At 64.5% G+C, this 17,189-nt stretch carries 16 protein-coding genes; 10 read left to right on the plus strand and 6 right to left on the minus strand.

Annotation, left to right across the window (positions count from 1 at the left end):
* The first annotated feature begins 41 nt into the window (after nucleotides 1-41).
* The 3 genes from V473_RS10160 to V473_RS23530 all read left to right on the plus strand — a co-directional run bounded on the left by V473_RS10160 (nucleotide 42) and on the right by V473_RS23530 (nucleotide 2,220).
* Nucleotides 42-761, plus strand: coding sequence for a pirin family protein (locus V473_RS10160; RefSeq protein ID WP_066603367.1), 720 nt, complete (start codon nucleotides 42-44; stop codon nucleotides 759-761).
* A 105-nt stretch (nucleotides 762-866) separates the two neighbouring features.
* Entirely contained in the window at nucleotides 867-1,466 is a 600-nt protein-coding gene (wrbA, locus tag V473_RS10165; RefSeq protein WP_066603370.1) for an NAD(P)H:quinone oxidoreductase, read from the plus strand.
* A 307-nt stretch (nucleotides 1,467-1,773) separates the two neighbouring features.
* The gene (locus V473_RS23530; protein ID WP_129925976.1) at nucleotides 1,774-2,220 is read left to right on the plus strand and encodes a hypothetical protein; all 447 of its coding nucleotides are present in this window, start codon (nucleotides 1,774-1,776) and stop codon (nucleotides 2,218-2,220) included.
* Here V473_RS23530 and V473_RS10175 read toward each other — a convergent pair.
* Complete coding sequence (locus V473_RS10175) at nucleotides 2,217-3,176, minus strand: acyltransferase family protein (protein WP_066603375.1); 960 nt, start codon at nucleotides 3,174-3,176, stop codon at nucleotides 2,217-2,219. The two genes, V473_RS23530 and V473_RS10175, sit on opposite strands and share 4 nt — an antisense overlap.
* Nucleotides 3,177-3,250: 74 nt before the next feature.
* On the opposite strand from V473_RS10175, the gene V473_RS10180 reads away from it, so the two are divergent.
* From V473_RS10180 to V473_RS10200, 5 genes are all read left to right on the plus strand, one after another.
* Complete coding sequence (locus V473_RS10180) at nucleotides 3,251-3,928, plus strand: RluA family pseudouridine synthase (RefSeq protein ID WP_066603378.1); 678 nt, start codon at nucleotides 3,251-3,253, stop codon at nucleotides 3,926-3,928.
* Nucleotides 3,915-4,319: an alternative ribosome rescue aminoacyl-tRNA hydrolase ArfB gene (gene arfB / locus V473_RS10185; RefSeq protein WP_066603380.1), complete on the plus strand. Its 405-nt coding sequence runs from the start codon at nucleotides 3,915-3,917 to the stop codon at nucleotides 4,317-4,319. The genes V473_RS10180 and arfB overlap by 14 nt, the downstream gene beginning before the upstream one ends.
* Before the next feature lie 92 nt (nucleotides 4,320-4,411).
* Nucleotides 4,412-5,623, plus strand: coding sequence for a glycosyltransferase family 87 protein (locus V473_RS10190; protein WP_244884366.1), 1,212 nt, complete (start codon nucleotides 4,412-4,414; stop codon nucleotides 5,621-5,623).
* A gap of 32 nt (nucleotides 5,624-5,655) precedes the next feature.
* Nucleotides 5,656-6,138 (plus strand): GAF domain-containing protein, encoded by a 483-nt coding sequence (locus V473_RS10195; RefSeq protein ID WP_066603389.1) that lies wholly within the window; start codon nucleotides 5,656-5,658, stop codon nucleotides 6,136-6,138.
* A 176-nt stretch (nucleotides 6,139-6,314) separates the two neighbouring features.
* A complete protein-coding gene (locus V473_RS10200) occupies nucleotides 6,315-7,412 on the plus strand; it encodes an RcnB family protein (RefSeq protein ID WP_066603393.1) in 1,098 nt (365 codons plus the stop codon).
* A 367-nt stretch (nucleotides 7,413-7,779) separates the two neighbouring features.
* Here the strand turns inward: V473_RS10200 and V473_RS10205 are convergent, their stop codons facing one another.
* On the minus strand, nucleotides 7,780-8,598 hold the full coding sequence (locus V473_RS10205; RefSeq protein ID WP_066603396.1) for an arginyltransferase: 819 nt from the start codon (nucleotides 8,596-8,598) through the stop codon (nucleotides 7,780-7,782).
* A gap of 112 nt (nucleotides 8,599-8,710) precedes the next feature.
* Nucleotides 8,711-9,958, minus strand: a complete 1,248-nt coding sequence (locus V473_RS10210; RefSeq protein WP_066603399.1) for a threonine ammonia-lyase — start codon at nucleotides 9,956-9,958, stop codon at nucleotides 8,711-8,713.
* Between the two features lie 95 nt (nucleotides 9,959-10,053).
* Here V473_RS10210 and V473_RS10215 point away from each other — a divergent pair, with 95 nt between their 5' ends.
* Nucleotides 10,054-10,923, plus strand: a complete 870-nt coding sequence (locus V473_RS10215) for an NAD(P)-dependent oxidoreductase (RefSeq protein WP_066603402.1) — start codon at nucleotides 10,054-10,056, stop codon at nucleotides 10,921-10,923.
* A complete protein-coding gene (locus V473_RS10220) occupies nucleotides 10,920-12,623 on the plus strand; it encodes an amidohydrolase (protein WP_066603404.1) in 1,704 nt (567 codons plus the stop codon). The genes V473_RS10215 and V473_RS10220 overlap by 4 nt, the downstream gene beginning before the upstream one ends.
* A gap of 15 nt (nucleotides 12,624-12,638) precedes the next feature.
* Here V473_RS10220 and V473_RS10225 read toward each other — a convergent pair whose 3' ends face one another.
* The 3 genes from V473_RS10225 to V473_RS10235 all read right to left on the minus strand — a co-directional run bounded on the left by V473_RS10225 (nucleotide 12,639) and on the right by V473_RS10235 (nucleotide 17,178).
* Entirely contained in the window at nucleotides 12,639-13,769 is a 1,131-nt protein-coding gene (locus tag V473_RS10225; protein ID WP_066603407.1) for a glycosyltransferase, read from the minus strand.
* Between the two features lie 3 nt (nucleotides 13,770-13,772).
* On the minus strand, nucleotides 13,773-15,122 hold the full coding sequence (locus tag V473_RS10230) for a sugar transferase (protein ID WP_066603409.1): 1,350 nt from the start codon (nucleotides 15,120-15,122) through the stop codon (nucleotides 13,773-13,775).
* Nucleotides 15,123-15,282: 160 nt separating this feature from the next.
* On the minus strand, nucleotides 15,283-17,178 hold the full coding sequence (locus V473_RS10235) for an XrtA/PEP-CTERM system amidotransferase (protein WP_066603413.1): 1,896 nt from the start codon (nucleotides 17,176-17,178) through the stop codon (nucleotides 15,283-15,285).
* Between the last annotated feature and the right edge of the window lie 11 nt (nucleotides 17,179-17,189).

The raw sequence follows: 17,189 nt of genomic DNA on the forward strand, positions 1-17,189 counted from the left end.
GCAAGCGGAAGCCTCCGCCTCCGCAACGAAAGGCACTTTATATGACCACGACCACAACGAGCCGCATCGAGCGTCGCCCGTTCGCGTCGCTCGGCCATGCCGACCATGGCTGGCTGAACGCGCGCCATCATTTTTCCTTCGCCGACTATCATGCCGACGACCGTATGCACTGGGGCGCCATCCGGGTGTGGAACGATGACGAAATCGGCCCCCGTTCCGGCTTTCCGCCGCATCCGCACGCCGACATGGAAATCATCACCTATGTCCGCACTGGCGCGATCACGCACAAGGACAGCCTGGGCAACCAGGGTCGCACGGAGGCTGGCGACGTGCAGGTCATGTCGGCGGGCACCGGCATTCGCCATGCCGAATATAATCTGGAGGATGAAACCACCACCCTGTTCCAGATCTGGGTCATTCCCCGCGCCCGTGGCGGGCAGCCCAGTTGGGGCGCCAAGCCTTTTCCGAAGGGCGATCGCTCCGGCAAGCTGGCGGTCCTGGCCAGCGGCTATGACGACGACAAGGAAGCGTTGCGCATCCGCGCCGACGCCCGCCTGTTGGGCGGCACGGTCCGGGCGGGCGAGAGCGTGACTTATGACAGTGCGGACGGCCGCCACCTCTATCTGGTCCCGGCGACGGGCCGGATCGAGATTGACGGCCAGCCCTTCGAGGCCCGCGACGGCGCGGCGATCCTGGGCGGCGCGCCGATCACCATCACGGCGATCGAAGACGCTGAAATCGTTTTGGTGGACAGCATCTGACCCCTTCGGCCCGTCCATTATCCTCCCCCCTCGGATGGGCCGGGCCGCCTGCATCCCCTCATGCAGGCGGCCACCCTTTTCCTCACCCTTTCAAGGAGATACATCATGGCTAAGATATTGGTTCTCTACTATTCCTCCTACGGTCATATCGAGACGATGGCGAAAGCCATAGCGGAAGGCGCAACCGCCGCCGGCGCGCAGGTCGACATCAAGCGCGTACCCGAAACCGCCCCGCTCGAAGTCGCCCAGAACGCGCATTTCAAGCTGGATCAGGCCGCACCGATCGCGACCGTCGCGGAATTGGCCGATTATGACGCGATCATCGTGGGCACCGGCACCCGCTTTGGCCGCATGTCCAGCCAGATGGCGGCCTTCCTTGACCAGGCCGGCGGCCTGTGGGCGCGCGGCGCATTGAATGGCAAGGTCGGCGGCGCCTTTACCTCGACCGCCAGCCAGCATGGCGGGCAGGAAACCACCCTCTTTTCGATTATCACCAACCTGCTGCATTTCGGCATGACCATCGTCGGCCTGGACTATGGCTTCCAGGGCCAGATGGGCGTGGACAAGGTGCGCGGCGGATCGCCCTATGGCGCGACCACGCTGGCCGACAGCGACGGCAGCCGCCAGCCGTCGGAAGAGGAACTGGACGGCGCCCGCTATCAGGGCCGTCGGATCGCCGAAACCGCAATCAAGCTGCACGGCTGATCGCCTTTCGCGCCGTCTAACGAAAGTCGAGTGGGAAGAATCTTGGGTGATATCAGGGCTTGAAACGGCCGTAAGGGGCTAGCGCATCGGCACTATGCGCCAGCCCTTGTTCGTTGATGCTGGCGAGGGGCGACGCCATTTCGAGAATAGGCGAGTTTCGCGCCAATCCTCTTCATCCAGCCTCGCCAGTCGTCCGACAAGCGCGTAACGACACCGGCCTGGACGCTTAACGCGGCGCCAACCCTTTTCATTGACGGCATGGCAGGCCCGATGACGGATAAGAACGGGGGGACCGGAGAATTATTAAATGGCCAGCACAATCAATGCGACGGGCGCGAGCACAGCGTGGGGACAAATCAAGAAGACGCTGGATACGGTCGTCAGTCCCGTGACACCGACGCCAGCGACAATAACTGCCCCCAGCGATCCAGTTACATCGACGCCGCAACCCGTTGTTGCGACCCCTACGGCATCCGAACCGCTGACCTATAGCGCGCCGTCCTCCGGCCCACGCCAGGTGACCGCCGCGACAGCCGCTCCCACCCCAGACGCGACCCTGACCGATCGACTGAGCGACGCGGGCTATTACGCATCCCCCCAAGCCGCCGCTGTCGCCGATCCGGTCGCCACCGCGCAGGCATCAAAGGAGGACAAGGCGTCGCTGACTCAGGCGCAACTCATCGCCCAGGCCGCCTATGCCATTGTTGCCCGCGCAGGGGCTGACGATCGCATGTCTTTGATTCAGGACGGCTAATTCAACCAGCGGCTGGCCGCTGGCGACAGGCGGATCAGCCGGGCGATCGCGAACGGGATCAGCAGCGCCGCCAGCAATAGCCACGGCTTGCCCATATAGGGGGAGAGATAATGGATGATGGCGACATGGGCGTACATGATGACCAGCGACGCCCGCCCCACCGCCGCGACTGGTCCGGCAAAGGGCGCTACCAGCGCAGACAGGCGGAACAGCAATAGGGATGTGGCGATGGCCGATGCGATCGACAGCAAGGGCCAGCCATAATCTGCGGCCTTCATGTTGAGCGTCGGCATGACCCCCGCCAGCCCGACCAAGGCCAGCGCACCCAGCGGGGCGACCATCCAGCCCCGCCACCGCACCCGCGGCCAGAGCGCCCCCACCCACAGCAGCACGAAGGCCATCGGCACGCTCAGCAGACCCAGCGGCGATGCCTGCGTCCACCAGCCCAGCGCATAGGCCAGGACCAGCATCGGCGGCAGAAGCATCGCCCAGCGCCGGTCCAGCACATCGGGCCAGCGGCGGAGCGCGACATTGAACAGGATGCGCGCCATCATTAGGCAGGGCACGAACCAAAAGATGGTGTAAGGCCCGCGCAACCAGAAGCCGCCCAGCAGGATCGGTGCGAGATCATCCGGCCATTGATGGAAGATGGGCCGACCGCCCTTCAGCGGTTCGATGATCTGATCCATCAGGATCAACAGCGCCAGGAAGAGAAGATAGGGCCGCATCTGACCGACCAGTTGCCGCCGCGTGAACGCGCCGACATCCTGGGGCCGCGACAGCATCCCGGACAGCAGGAAGAAGAGCGGCATATGGAAACTATATAGGGCGTCGCGAAGCGGCCCGCGGGTCCAGACATGGCCGACCACCACAGCCCATATGCCCAATCCGCGCGCGACATCGACCCAGTCCAGCCGAAATTGCGCCTGACGCCGATCATGCCCCCTGTATTCCATCGCCTCCACCGCCTATAGGAAGCCGCGCGCGCGTCAATTCCCCACCCCTTATTGTCCCGATCGGAAACTCCTCCTTGGCCCTGCTTACCGACCATGTGCTGTTCATCGATGGCGAAGCCCTCATCCTCGACAAGCCCGCGGGCCTGCCGGTCGATGCGCCGCGCGACGGCTCCATGGCGCTCGAAAATCACCTCGCCTCGCTGACCTTCGGTTTCCAGCGCTGGCCGCTGCCGGTACACCGGCTGGATCGCGACACCAGCGGTTGCCTGCTGCTGGCCCGCAACCCCAAGGCGCATAAGCGCTTCGCCGCCGCGTTCGAGGCCGGGACGGTGGTCAAACGCTATGTCGCGGTGATCGAAGGCGTGCCGACAGAGGATGAAGGCACGATCGAACTGGCGCTCAGCAAGATCAGTTCCGCGGCGGAAGGATGGCGCATGATCCCGGCCAAGGCGGGGAAGAACGCCATCACCCACTGGCGCAAGGTCGCGGAAAAGGACGGCCGGTCGCTGATCGCCTTCTCCCCCCAGACCGGGCGCACCCACCAGATCCGCGTCCATGCGCTGCATGGCCTGGGCTTCGGCATCGTGGGCGATCCGGTCTATGGTGACGGGGAAGGAGCCATGCTGTTGCACAGTCGTTTCCTGAGTATGCCGCGCGGCGACAAGCCCGCGGCGGAGGCGAGCGCCGCCCTGCCTGCGACCTTCGCGGCGGCAGGCTTTGGCCAGGATTTGCTGGACGATGCCGGACTTTGACATTCCCGATGATGCGCTGGAGGAGCGCTTCATCACCGGCGGCGGGCCGGGCGGGCAGAATGTCAACAAGGTGGCTACGACCGTCCAGTTGCGCGTGGACCTGTTCAAGCTGGCCCTGCCGCCCTACGCCTATCGCAAGCTCAAGGAACTGGCCGGATCGCGCCTGACATCCGGCAATGAGATCGTGATCCAGGCGTCCCGCTTTCGCACGCAGGAGGCGAACCGGCAGGACGCGCGCGATCGCCTGAGCGCCATGATCGCCAAGGCCCATGTCCGCGACGCCCGCCGCATCGCCACCAAACCGGGCAAGGCGGCCAAGGCCCGGCGCACCGACGCCAAAAAAGCGCGCGGCACGATCAAGCAGGGGCGTGGAAAGGTTCAACTGGACTGATCTAAAAGTTCGGTTGTGACGTCCGATCTTAACCGATTAACCAACTTTTCTGGCTATAGGGGTCACCTAGATGGACTTCTATGGGGTGTGGTGTGATCGGATCAAGCCATCAGGATGCGCGTCGTTCAACGATCCTGCTGCTATGGATTTGCGGAACTTTTCTTGGGCCTTTCTTGATGCTTTCGGACCTGATGCAACTGGATGGCCTACGTTTGAGCGAGGTGCGCCTAGTCATCGGCCGTGATTTCTTGAACGTGTGGACTGCCGGGCAATTGACGCTCTCCGACAAACTTGCGCTGCTTTACGACTATGATGGATACCGTTTATGGCAGTCAGCCATTTTCGGACCACTTGATCCCTATAATTACTCCTATCCGCCACATAGCCTATTTCTGGCCATGTCCTTCGGCGCGTTACCCTATCCGATCGCCCTACTGGCATGGACGCTGATTGGCGCCGGTTTCTTTGCCTGGACCGCGCGCGCCTACATGCCGCCCCAACTTTCCCTGTGGACGAGTATCCTGACGCCTGCCGCGCTGGTCAATATCTGGGCGGGGCATTACGGATTCGTCATTGGCGGCATGTGGCTGCTCTTCTTTTCCCTGCTCGCTCGTTTTCCGGGCCGGGCCGGAGCGATTGCGGGACTGTTGACACTCAAACCGCATCTGGGAATGCTGATCGCGGTTACTTTGCTGATCCGCAAGGCATGGCGTGCGATCGGCGTAGCTGTGCTGGTCACAGCCGGGTTGATTCTGGCGAGTGGCGCGATTTTCGGTTGGGATTTATGGCGCGACTGGTTGCTCGAAACATCGTCGCTGCAAACCCGCATTCTTCAGGATGAAAGCTATAAATTCTATTTCTTCATGATGCCGTCCGCCTATGTAGCGTTGCGCGGTCTTCCGATGGAAATCGCGACTTCGGCACAGATCGCCGTCGCCGCCTTTGCCTTGTGGTGCGTCTGGAAATCACGGTATGTGCGCAATGAGGAACTGGCTTTCATTGCCGCCTCCGCTACCGTCCTGACGCTTCCCTATATTTTCAACTACGACCTCACCGTCGCCAGCCTTGGATTTGCAGTCTGCCTATTCGGTCGTTGGAAGCAATTGAACAAAGCGGAACGAGCCGCACTCTGGTTCGGCTTTGCCGCACCTTTGCTCGTGATGGTCGATAATCTTTTTGCACCTGCTTCCATCGCGATGGCCATGTTCGTTCAGGTGCGTTGCGCTACCGGGCGCTCCCCCGTGCATTTGTCGGGGCTGACGCGGCTATTGGATCGCTCACGCCCTTGGCGCGTGATGCCCTAGCCCTTGGGGAACGGACATCCTATATGTCCGCGATGTACGACTTCGCCCCCTCCACCGCCGACAAGCCCACCCTCTACGCCGACCTGCTTTCGGCTGCCGATGCGCTGACAGCATCGGAGCCGGACCCGGTCGCCAACATGGCGAACCTGTCCGCCCTGCTCTGGCAGTTCCTGCCCGATCTCAACTGGGCGGGCTTTTATCGCATGGTGGAGGAAGAACTGGTCCTTGGCCCGTTCCAAGGCAAGCCCGCCTGTATCCGCATCCCGGTCGGCCGCGGCGTATGCGGGGCGGCGGCGGCGGCCCGCGAAACGCAATTGGTGGAGGATGTCCACGCCTTTCCCGGTCATATCGCCTGCGACGCCGCCAGCGCATCCGAAATCGTGGTTCCGGTGCTGCACGACGGACGACTGATCGGCGTGATCGATCTCGACAGTCCGCTGCTCGCCCGGTTCGACTCGGATGATGCCAGGGGGCTGGAGGCGCTGGCGGCGCGGATCGCGGCGCGTATTTCCTGATCGGTTAACCCTGTTTCTTTACGGCGTGTCTTGGCATCGCCCCTTTCCGCCCCGTTTCGGGACAGGATTTGACGGCCTGGATCATGGATAGCCGCGGATCGCCATGCTAAACGAAGCGTTAGCATTTTTGGGCTGCGCATCCGGTTGGCGCGCCATGAAAACAGGGAGTGTTAACCATGCGGACTCCAACCCTATTGCTTCTGGGGGCGAGCATTGCGCTGGCTGGCGTCGCCACACCGGCGATCGCGGGCGGTGCGAACGGACCACGCCCCGGCGGGTCGATGCCGCACCCCGGCCCCCGGCCCGGCGGTATACACATGCCGCGTCCCGGCGGCGGCGGCTGGAACGGAAACTGGAACAAGGGCGCGCATCGCTGGGGGCAGCGCCATAACGGCCGCTGGTTCGCCGGCTGGCGCGCGCCGGGCGGGTGGGGCGGTTATCGGCGCCCGGTCTATGGCTATGTCCTGCCGCAATATTGGACCAGCCCCAATTATTATATCGCCAATTATGGCGCCTATGGCCTGCCCGCGCCAGCCTATGGCTATGGTTGGTCGCGCTATTATGACGATGCAGTGATGACCGACCGTTATGGTCGGGTCTACGACCATCGCAGCGACATCGACTGGGATCGGTACGAAGGCGGCTATGGTCCCGATGGCGATGACGCCTATTATGACGAACCGCGCCGCGACAATGGCGTGGACGGCGCCGCGATCGGCGCGGTGGTGGGAGGCGTAGCGGGCAACCGCATCGCCGGACGCGGCAATCGCACCGCGGGCACGCTGATCGGCGCCGGCGTCGGCGCCGTGGCGGGCCTGGCGATCGACAAGGCGGAAGACGGACCGCGCCGCAACGCGCCGCCCCCGCCGCGTCGTCCGGGCGTGGGCTATGACGATGGCTATGGCTACGCCGACGACAGCGTCACCACCCAGAACGATTATGAAGGCCGCTGGACCGGCACCTGGACCACGGATGACGGGCGGCAGGTGAGCGGCACCTATGACGGCCGGTTCGAGGGCGAAGTGCGCGGCGCTGGCGTCGACTATGACGCGCCGCCTTATGCCGGGGCGTCGCATTGGTCGGCGGGTCCGGGCCCGGTGGTGCAGCAGGGCGGCGGCTATATCGCGGGTGGCTATTATTATCCTGCACCGGTGGTGACGACCGTCACGATACAGCCCGCCCAGACGACAACGACTACGACGACCACCTACGTCACCGAAACGGTTCGCCAGCCGGTACGCCGCAGGGCCGTTCGAAGCTGCCGCTGCAAATAAGCGCTGGTCAGGCGAGTCACGACGCCGGACCAGCGCTGGATCGGGGTCGGGCCGCACAGGCCCGACCCCTTTTTTGCCGATCGAATTTCGGAGAACTGAAGGTGTCGCCCGGTAGTGGTCGGCCCAGATGAAAGTCCTGCCCGACGCATCGCGCCAGACACGCCAGGGTCCGCTGCATGTCATCAGGATCTAAACCTCGACCAGCCCGCGCGTTGGCGTTTGGCGCGGCACCGTTCTGTTTTACCTAGCGCAGCAATGGCGGCAAAATCGGTTCGAAGACCGACAAGACAAAAGCGCATCAGGTTGCAGCAACCGAAACGGATGGCACAACCACCATTGAACGATCGACCTTCGCCGATCTGGCTGTCTATTTGCGGTACATGCCCACCAGTTCGACGGGAAGCGGCGGTTCGTCACGCTGTTGCGCGCCGCGAATGGCCTGCGCCTGCTCGTGCGGGTCGAACCGGACCCAGCCGCTGCGGCTGAGCTTTTCCAGCGGGCGATAGCGGATCTTATATTGCATCCGCTGCGACCCATCGACCCAATAGCCCAGATAGACATAGGGCAGCCCGGCGCTCGCCGCGCGGGTGATGTGATCCAGGATGATATAATTGCCCAGGCCCGGCCGATGCTCCAGCGTGGTGTCGAAGAAGCTGTAGATCATCGACAGGCCATCGCCCTGGCGATCGGTCAGGCAGGCGCCGATCAGCTTGCCGGGGCGGCCATCGACGCCCGGTTCTCGATATTCGATGATATAGCTGTCGACCGGGGTCTGTTCGACCATGTCGGAGAAGTCCATCTCGTCCATTTCGGTCATGCCGCCGCCGGGATGACGATCGACCAGATAGCGCTGGAGCAGGGCGAACTGTTCTTCGGTGGACCAGGGCTTACAGGCCGTGACGATCAGGTCGCTGTTGCGACGGATCAGCTTGCGCTGGGTCGCATTGGGCTGAAATTCGTTGGCGCAGACGCGCACCGACACGCAGGCGGAACAATCCGCGCAGCTTGGCCGATAGGCGACATTCTGGCTGCGACGAAAGCCGATTCGGCCCAGCGCGTCGTTCAGCTCCGTCGCATTCTCGCCATTCAGTTCGGTAAACACCTTCCGCTCGCTCTTGCCCGGCAGATACGGGCAAGGGCTGGGATTGGTGACAAAGAAACGAGGGAAACGGAAGGCGGCGGTCACGCTCCAGGCTTCCTTTCATGGCGGCGGACATCAGTCATGTTTTCGACTATGCCGCCCCGATGTTCCTCTGAAAAGGGCGTTTACCACGAAAAATCGTGGTCCGCTCCCGCCGTTACGCAACCTCGATCGGCGCGACCTCATAACCGGCCTCGCCCAGCGCCGCGATCAACCGTTGCAGATGGCCGCGGTCGCGCGTTTCGCACTCGACGTCCAGGGTCAATCCTTTGGCCGGAAGGTTGGTGAAGATACGCTGATGCGCCAGTTCCAGGATATTCACCGCTTCCTGATCGAAGATGCGGGCGACATGGAACAGCGCGCCGGGGCGATCCTGCAGGATGATCCGCAGGCGCGCCAGACGGCCCGACCGGGCGAGGTCGCGCAGCAGCACATTGGCGAGAAGGCGGGTGTCGATATTGCCGCCGGTCAGCACCAGCCCGACATTGCGCCCGGCGAATTTCTCCCGATAGGTCAACAGCGCGGCGAGTCCCGCGGCGCCCGCGCCCTCCACCACGGTCTTTTCGATCTGCAGCAACAGGCTCAACGCCTCTTCCAGCCGTCGTTCGCTGACCAGCAGCACGTCGTCGGCCAGCCGCTCCACGAAGCGGCGAGTCAGCTCGCCGGGCTGCTTGACGGCGATGCCCTCAGCCAGCGTATCGCCATCGCAGGCCAGGTCCGCGCCCTTGATGAAGTCGTACATCGACGGATACAGTTCCGCCTGCACGCCATAAAGCTGGATATCCGGCTTCATCGCCCGCGCCGCGGTGCCCATGCCCGAAAACAGGCCGCCGCCGCCGATCGGGATGATCAGCGTGTCGATCTCCGGCGCATCTTCCAGCATTTCCAGCGCGACCGTGCCCTGCCCGGCCATGATGTCGGGTTCGTCGAAGGGATGAACGAAGGTCAGGCCCTGTTCCTCCTCCATCAGCCGCGCATGGGCGTAAGCGTCGTCGAATTTCTCGCCATATTGCACCACGGTCGCGCCATGGCCCTGCGTCTGCGTGATCTTCACCGTGGGCGTGGTGGTGGGCATGACGATGGTGACGGGCACGCCCAGCCGCTTGCCATGATAGGCCAGACCCTGTGCATGATTGCCCGCGGATGCCGCGATCACGCCCTTGGCTTTGGCTGCGTCATCCAGCTGGATCAGGCGATTGAGCGCGCCGCGTTCCTTATAGGCGGCGGTGAACTGGAGATTTTCGAACTTCAGATAGACGTTGCAGCCCAGCATGTTCGACAGCGTCTGGCTGATCAAAGTCGGCGTCTTGACAATCGAACCCGCAATCCGGGTGCGGGCGGCAAGGATGTCATCGACGGTGATGGGCAGCGGCAGGGCGCTTTCGATCTTGGCGAGCGTGTTCATGTGCGGGCACCTAAACGAAAATTGCGGGCGAAGAAACTGGCACTGTCGGAAAACTGGCCCTATGGCGGGAACCACGCACTAAATGTACGAGGCATATGGCTAATATCGCGTTTATCGGCCTGGGCGTCATGGGCAGCCCGGTTGCAGGGCACCTGGCCAAGGCGGGGCACAGCCTGACCGTTTACAATCGCTCCATCGGCAAGGCGAAGAGCTGGGCGGAAGCCTATGGCGGCGCCGTCGCGATCAGCCCGGCCAAGGCGGCGGAGGATGCGGAGATCGTCATCAGTTGCGTCGGCAATGACGATGACCTGTCGCAGATCACGCTGGGACGCGAAGGCGCTTTCCGATCGATGAAGGAAGGCAGCCTGTTCATCGACCATACCACCGTGTCGGCACGGATCGCGCGGCAGCTGTTCGTCGAGGGCGAGAGCCGCGGCATCCATAGCGTCGACGCGCCGGTGTCGGGCGGTCAGGCGGGAGCCGAGAATGGCAAGCTGTCAATCATGTGCGGCGGCAGCGAACCGGCGGTGGCGGCGGCGAAGCTGGTGATGCAGGCCTATGCCGCGCGGATCGTGCATGTCGGCGGCGCAGGCGCGGGCCAGACGACCAAGATGGTGAACCAGATTTGCATCGGCGGCGTGTTGCAGGGCCTGTCCGAAGCGCTGCGCTTCGCCCAGGCGGCCGAACTTGACCTGGACAGGGTGTTCGAGGCGATTTCCGGCGGCGCGGCGCAAAGCTGGCAGATGGACAATCGGTGGAAGACGATGGCGCAGGACAGTTTTGATTTCGGCTTTGCGGTGGATTGGATGCGCAAGGATCTGGGCCTGGCGCTGGAGGAAGCGCGAGCCAACGGCGCCACATTGCCAGTGACCGCGATGGTCGATCAATTCTACGCCGACGTGCAGGCTATGGGCGGCAACCGTCAGGACACCAGCGCGCTGGTGCGCCGGATCACCCGCGCATGAAACCCCTCTATATCGCGACCATTGCTGCGCTCGCCCTGCCCCTCCCCGCTTACGCCTCTGGCGTGATCGACAATGTCAACGGCATCGCGCTGGACCCCAGCGGCAAGGTCGTGCGCTTTGGCGCGCTGCTGATCGACGATGACGGCAAGGTCGAAAAGCTGCTGCCGGGCCGTTATCAGGAGCCCAAATATGAGCGGCCCAAAAAGCCGAAAAAGGGGCAGCCCTGGCCTGAACCGCCCAAAGGGCTGGCGTTCAAGCTGGATGCGGGCGGCAAGACGCTGATCCCCGGCCTGATCGACGCGCATGGGCATGTGATGGGCTATGGCCTGTCGCTGATCACGCTCGACCTGTCGGAAACGCGATCGCTGGCGGAGGCGCAGGCCAAGATCCGCGCCTATGCGCAGGCCAATGCCGGGCGCAAGTGGATCATCGGCACCGGCTGGAATCAGGAACAATGGGGTCTGGGGCGCTTCCCCACCGCCGCAGAACTGGACGCGGCGGTCGGCGACATTCCGGTGTGGCTGGAGCGGATCGACGGCCATGCCGGCTGGGCCAACAGCGCGGCGATTCGCGCGGCGGGCATCACGCCTGCGACCAAGGCGCCGATGGGCGGCCGGATCGAGATGGCGGGCGGCAAGCCGGCCGGCGTCTTCGTCGACAAGGCGATGGACCTGATCCAGAAGGTAACACCGCCGCCCGCGCCCAAGGACCGCGACATCGCGTTGGAAAAGGCGCAGCGCGCGCTGCTGGCGGTTGGCATCACCGGCATTGCCGACATGGGCACCAGCATTGAAGACTGGCAGGCGTTTCGCCGTTCGGCCGATCGCGGCGCGCTGCGCGTGCGGATCATGTCCTATGCCTATGGCATCGACAATATGGTGCTGATCGCCGGGCCGGAACCAACGCCCTGGCTCTATGACGACCATCTGCGCATGGGCGGCGTGAAGCTATTGCTCGACGGCGCGCTAGGCTCGCGGGGCGCATGGCTGCGCGCCGACTATGCCGATGCGCCGGGCCAGCGTGGCTTGCCGATGATCCCCGACACGCAGTTGCGCAACTTCATGAGCCGCGCGGCGATGGATAATTTCCAGGTCGCCGTCCACGCCATCGGCGACGCGGCCAATCATGAATTGCTGAACGCGATCGAGGAACTGAACGACACCTATAAGGGCGACCGGCGCTGGCGCGTGGAACATGCGCAGATCGTTAGCCCTAGCGACCTGACCCGCTTCGGGTCGCTAGGCGCTATCGCGTCGATGCAGCCGGTCCATGAAGCGTCGGACTGGCGGATGGCGACGGCGCGGCTGGGCGAAGCCCGGCTGAACGGCGCCTATGCGTGGAAGACGATGCTGGACAACAAGGTGCCACTGGCCTTCGGATCCGACGTGCCGGTGGAAAGCCCCAACCCCTTTGCGGGCATCGCCGTGGCCATGAGCCGCGAGGATGGCAAGGGCGAACCCGTGGGCGGCTGGAGGCCCGATCAGCGCGTCAGCTTTGAAGCCGCGCTGGATGGTTTCACGCGCCAGGCCGCCTATGCCAGTTTCGCCGACAAAAAGTTCGGCAGCCTGGTCCCCGGCCAGCGTGCCGATTTCCTGCTGATCGACCGCGACATTTCGACGGCACGTCCCGCCGACATCCGCCAGACCCAGGTGCTGGAAACCTGGATCGGCGGCAAGCGGGTCTATGTGAAGGGGCAGTAGCGCAGCGCGGCCGATTTAGCGCGACTGGGCGGGGTTCCAGACGGTGACGGTGCGCCCCGTCATCGCCTTGGCGACGCCCTGAAGGGTCGCGGCATAGGCGATCAGCACATCGACCAGCGCGGCGACAGGACCGCTCTTCGCCCGCACGCCGATCCACAGCAGCAGCGCCACGCCCAGCGCACCCGCCAGATAGAGCGCCGGCGACACCCGCATCGCCAGCGCGCCCGCAGCGAGTCCGCCGACCAGAATGAACAGCCCGCCAAACCAGCGGACGATCTTGCGCGACGCATATTTGAACCGGTCCAGGGCGCCCAAACGCCGCAACTGCGGCCGCAAATGAACATGGGTATGCCAGGCGCGCGCCGCGATCCGGACCTTACGCCGATATTCGTCTTTGCGAGCTGTCACCAGCCGTTCGCGCGCGATCACATCCTTCGCCTTGATGAGGCGCTTGCCCGCGAACAGGACCGCCATGGACACGGTCAAATCGTCCAGCACGCTGTCGGGGAAATCGGGATAGAGGCTGCGCCGGATCGAGAAGATGGAGCCATCGGCGCCCAACACATTGCCGGTGCGCGATTCCTCATCCTTCAACCGTTCCTCGATCCGCCAGTAGAGCGACCCGACCGAGGCGGTCGCGCTATCCTCCGCGCCAATATAGTGGAGCGACCCCAGCACGCCGCCGACCTGACTGTCGGCATAGCGGGCGAGCAGGCGCTCCACCGCTTCCCCGTCCAACAGCACATTGGCGTCGGTGAAGATCAGTATCTCCCCTCGCGCGCGGACGGCCAGTTGCTTCATGCCATGCGCCTTGCCGCTGCGCCCCGGCCCACGGATGAGCGTCACCAGATCGCCTTGCGCGGCGATCAGGTCGCCGGTGCCGTCGGACGAACCATCATCGAAGGCGAGGATTTCAAGGGTGGGATGAAGCTGCTTGAGCATCGCCAGATTGGCAAGCTTCTCCGGCATCGCCGCCGCCTCATTATAAGCGCAGAACAGCAGGGAGGCGCTGGGGGATGGGCTATCGACCGGCGTTTCCGCTACGGTCGGTAGCGCGCGCAGGATCAGCGGGTAGACAAGAAACGGCCACGCCACCGCGAGCAGGCAGAGCAGAAGGACAACGCCAAGGATCAGGTCCGTCGCCATCGCTCAATAGGCCTTGTGATGGACCAGCACGCCCAGCGTCGCGAAGATGATCCGCAGATCGCGCCAGACCGACCAGTCGCTGACATATTCGAGGTCCGACTGAAGCCGGTCGATCAGATCCTGATGATGATCGGTGGAACCGCGATGGCCGCGCACCTGCGCCAGGCCGGTCATGCCCGGCTTGATGCAATGCCGTTCCCAATAGCGGGCATCGACCTCCCAATAGAGGCTGTCGCCGGCCTTGGCGGCGGCGGCGTGGGGACGCGGGCCGACGATGCTCATGTCGCCCTTCAACACGTTGAACAATTGCGGCAGTTCATCGATGCTGGTCTTGCGCAGGAAGGCGCCGACCTTCGTCACCCGATCGTCGTCGCGCCGGGTCAGGGTCGCCGCCTTGTGGTCGCTCGCCTCCGCCCGCATCGAGCGGAACTTGTAGATGGCGAAGGGCCGGGCGTCCTTACCGATGCGCGGCTGGCGGAACAGCGCGGGGCCGGGGCTGGTCAGGCGCACCGCCAGCGTCGCCGCGATCAGGATCGGCGACAGCAGGATGGTCGCGACCGCGGCGACGATCAGGTCGAACAGCCGTTTGATCAGCCGATCGCGGAAATGGAGCGGACCGCCGGCGACGATAATGGTGGGCTGACCATCCAGTTCATCGATCCGCGCCGGGGCGAAGCGCAGCAGTTCTGGGACGACGATCTCTCCCCGCGCCGACAGCGACTTGAGCGCCGCCGACCAGTCCGCCATCCGATCGAGCGGACAGGCGACGATCACCCGCTCCGCCATGCCGACCGCCGCCGCCAGCCGCGCCGCCATGTCGGCGTCATGCCGTTCGGGATGGAGGTTGGCGGCATCGGCGTCGATCAGGTCCATATGCGGCCCGGTTTCGATCGCCACGCCGTCCAGAATGACCGCGGTCAGATGCGGCACATCGCCCAATACCCGCACCGCGAGTCGCACGACCGCCAGCCGCACCAGCGTCACCGCGATGGCGCTGAGCGTAAGGCCGGTAATGAAGGTCAGGCGCGACAATTGCTCGGCGATCTTGCCCAGATAGACGATCAGCAGCATCAGCAGCGCCGCCTGCGCCAGCGCCCACAGCGCCCGCACGATCCCCCGCCGCACCCGGTCCAGCGTATTGATGCCATAGGCGCCACCCTGCACCGCCAGCAGCGCATAGAGCGGCGCGACCATGGCGAACATGACGAGGCCATGGGGTTTCCCCGGCTCGCCCCAGAGCGCGCCCAGCACGAACCAGTTGGCGGCCAGGAAGGCGCAGAACAGCCCCGCCATGTCGCCAGCCAGACACAGCGCATAAAGCCGCAGCCGCACGATTTCCTTCGAGACTGTCACCGATGCGCCCTGATTATCGCCATGCGTTCCGTTGGCACCGGGAGAGGCGGGTTGCAAGGGGTTCGCGTCCCCCCACCCGTTCGCTTCGAGCGCGGTCGAGAAGCGCCCAACGCTGTGCCCGCGTTTCTCGACCGTGCTCGCAACGAACGGATCTGGGTGGTTAGACCGCGAACAACCGCGTCAGCGCCTTGTCCAGCATCAGCAACTGCCACAACAGCCGGCCATGATCCGACACGCCCGATCGATGGTCCGCCGCGACCTTCGCCAGCATCCTGGTGTCGAACCAGCCGGTCCTGGCCAGCGCGGAGCCGCCCGCGATCGCGGTTGCCTCGCCCGCCAGAGCGCCCCGGAACCAGGCGCTGATCGGCGTCACGAAGCCCATTTTCTGGCGATAAAGAATGTCCTGCGGCAGGAACGGCTCCATCGCCTTCTTCATCAGATATTTGCCGCTATTGCCGCGGATGCGCTGCGCCACCGGCAGGCGGGCGGCGAATTCGACCAGACGATGATCCAGCAGAGGCTCGCGCGCCTCCAGGCTGACGGCCATGCTCATCCGGTCGGTCTTGGTCAGGATGTCACCGGGCAGCCAGATGCGGATGTCGGCATATTGCGCCCGGTCGAGAGGATCGCGCGCGGGCGCATCCTCCATCGCCTTGATATAACGGTCCTCGGCGCGATAGGCGCCCAGCCGGCCCTTCATCTCCTGGCTGAACAATCGCTGGCGCAGCGCGTGCGGCGTGACGCCTACCGACGCGGCATAGGCTTCCCCGCCCTCCCCCGCCAGTTCCAGGAAGGTCGATTTCGCGCGCAGCGCGCGCGGCGCCCAATCGGCCTTGGGATAATATTTACCGAGCGTCCCAAACAGCGGCTGGCGCACCGACGCCGGGATCAGGCTGCGGAAACGCTCGCCCTGCATCTGGAAGCGATGGCGGCGATAGCCGGCGAATGCCTCGTCCGCGCCGTCGCCCGACAGCGCCACCGTCACCTGCTCACGCGCCAGTTCGCACACGCGGAAGGTCGGCAGCGCAGAGGCGTCGGCGAAAGGCTCGTCGAAATGAAAGGCCAGCCGGTCGATCAGCCCATAATCGTCAGGCGATACGATCCGGCTGCGATGGTCGGTAGCGAAGCGGCGCGCGATGCGATCGGCATAGGCTGTCTCGTCCAGCGCGGCGACGTCGAAACCAATGGTGCAGGTCTTGACCGCCTGGGACGAGGCTTCAGCCATCAGCGCGACGACGCTGCTGCTGTCCACGCCCCCCGACAGGAACGCGCCCAGCGGCACGTCGGCGACCATGCGCGATCGCACCGCCTGCCGCATCAACGCGACCAGTTCTTCCTCCAGCGCTTGCGGTGACGCCTTGGTCCGGTCGGCGAAGCTGATATCCCAATAGCGTTGCGGCTGCGGCAAGGGCCGCCCGCGCACCAGCCGCAGCGTCTCGCCCGCGCCCAGCTTGCGCACGCCCGCGACCAGGCAGGCGTCGTCGGGCACATAGCCATAGGCCAAATAATCCTCGACCGCCGACAAATCCGGCGCGCGGCGCAGCAGGGGGTGCGCCAGCAGGCTCTTCAATTCCGACCCGAAGATCAGGCTGCCATCGGACAGCAACGCATAATGGAGCGGCTTGACCCCCAGCCTGTCGCGCACCAGCCACAGCGCCTGCGCCCGCGCATCGAACAGGGCGAAGGCGAACATGCCGTTGAAGCGCTGCACGCACTCCTCGCCCCATTGGCGATAACCATGCAGGATGACTTCGGTGTCGCTATGCGTGCGGAACACATGGCCCTTCGCCTGCAATTCTGCGCGTACCTCGGCGAAATTATAGATTTCGCCGTTGAAGACGACGGTGAGGCTCTCATCCTCGGTCAGCATCGGCTGAGCGCCGGCTTCCAGGTCGATGATCGACAGGCGTAGATGGCCGAGCCCCACGCCCGGCGCAGTCCAGATGCCGCTGCCGTCCGGCCCGCGATGCGGCATGACGTCCAGCATCGCGCGCACCCGCGCAGGGTCCACGGGCTTGGCCGTTTCGAGATGGAAGATGCCTGCTATGCCGCACATGCGAATAGGCC

Source organism: Sphingobium cupriresistens LL01, from assembly GCF_001046645.1.
Classification (GTDB): Bacteria; Pseudomonadota; Alphaproteobacteria; order Sphingomonadales; family Sphingomonadaceae; genus Sphingobium; species Sphingobium cupriresistens.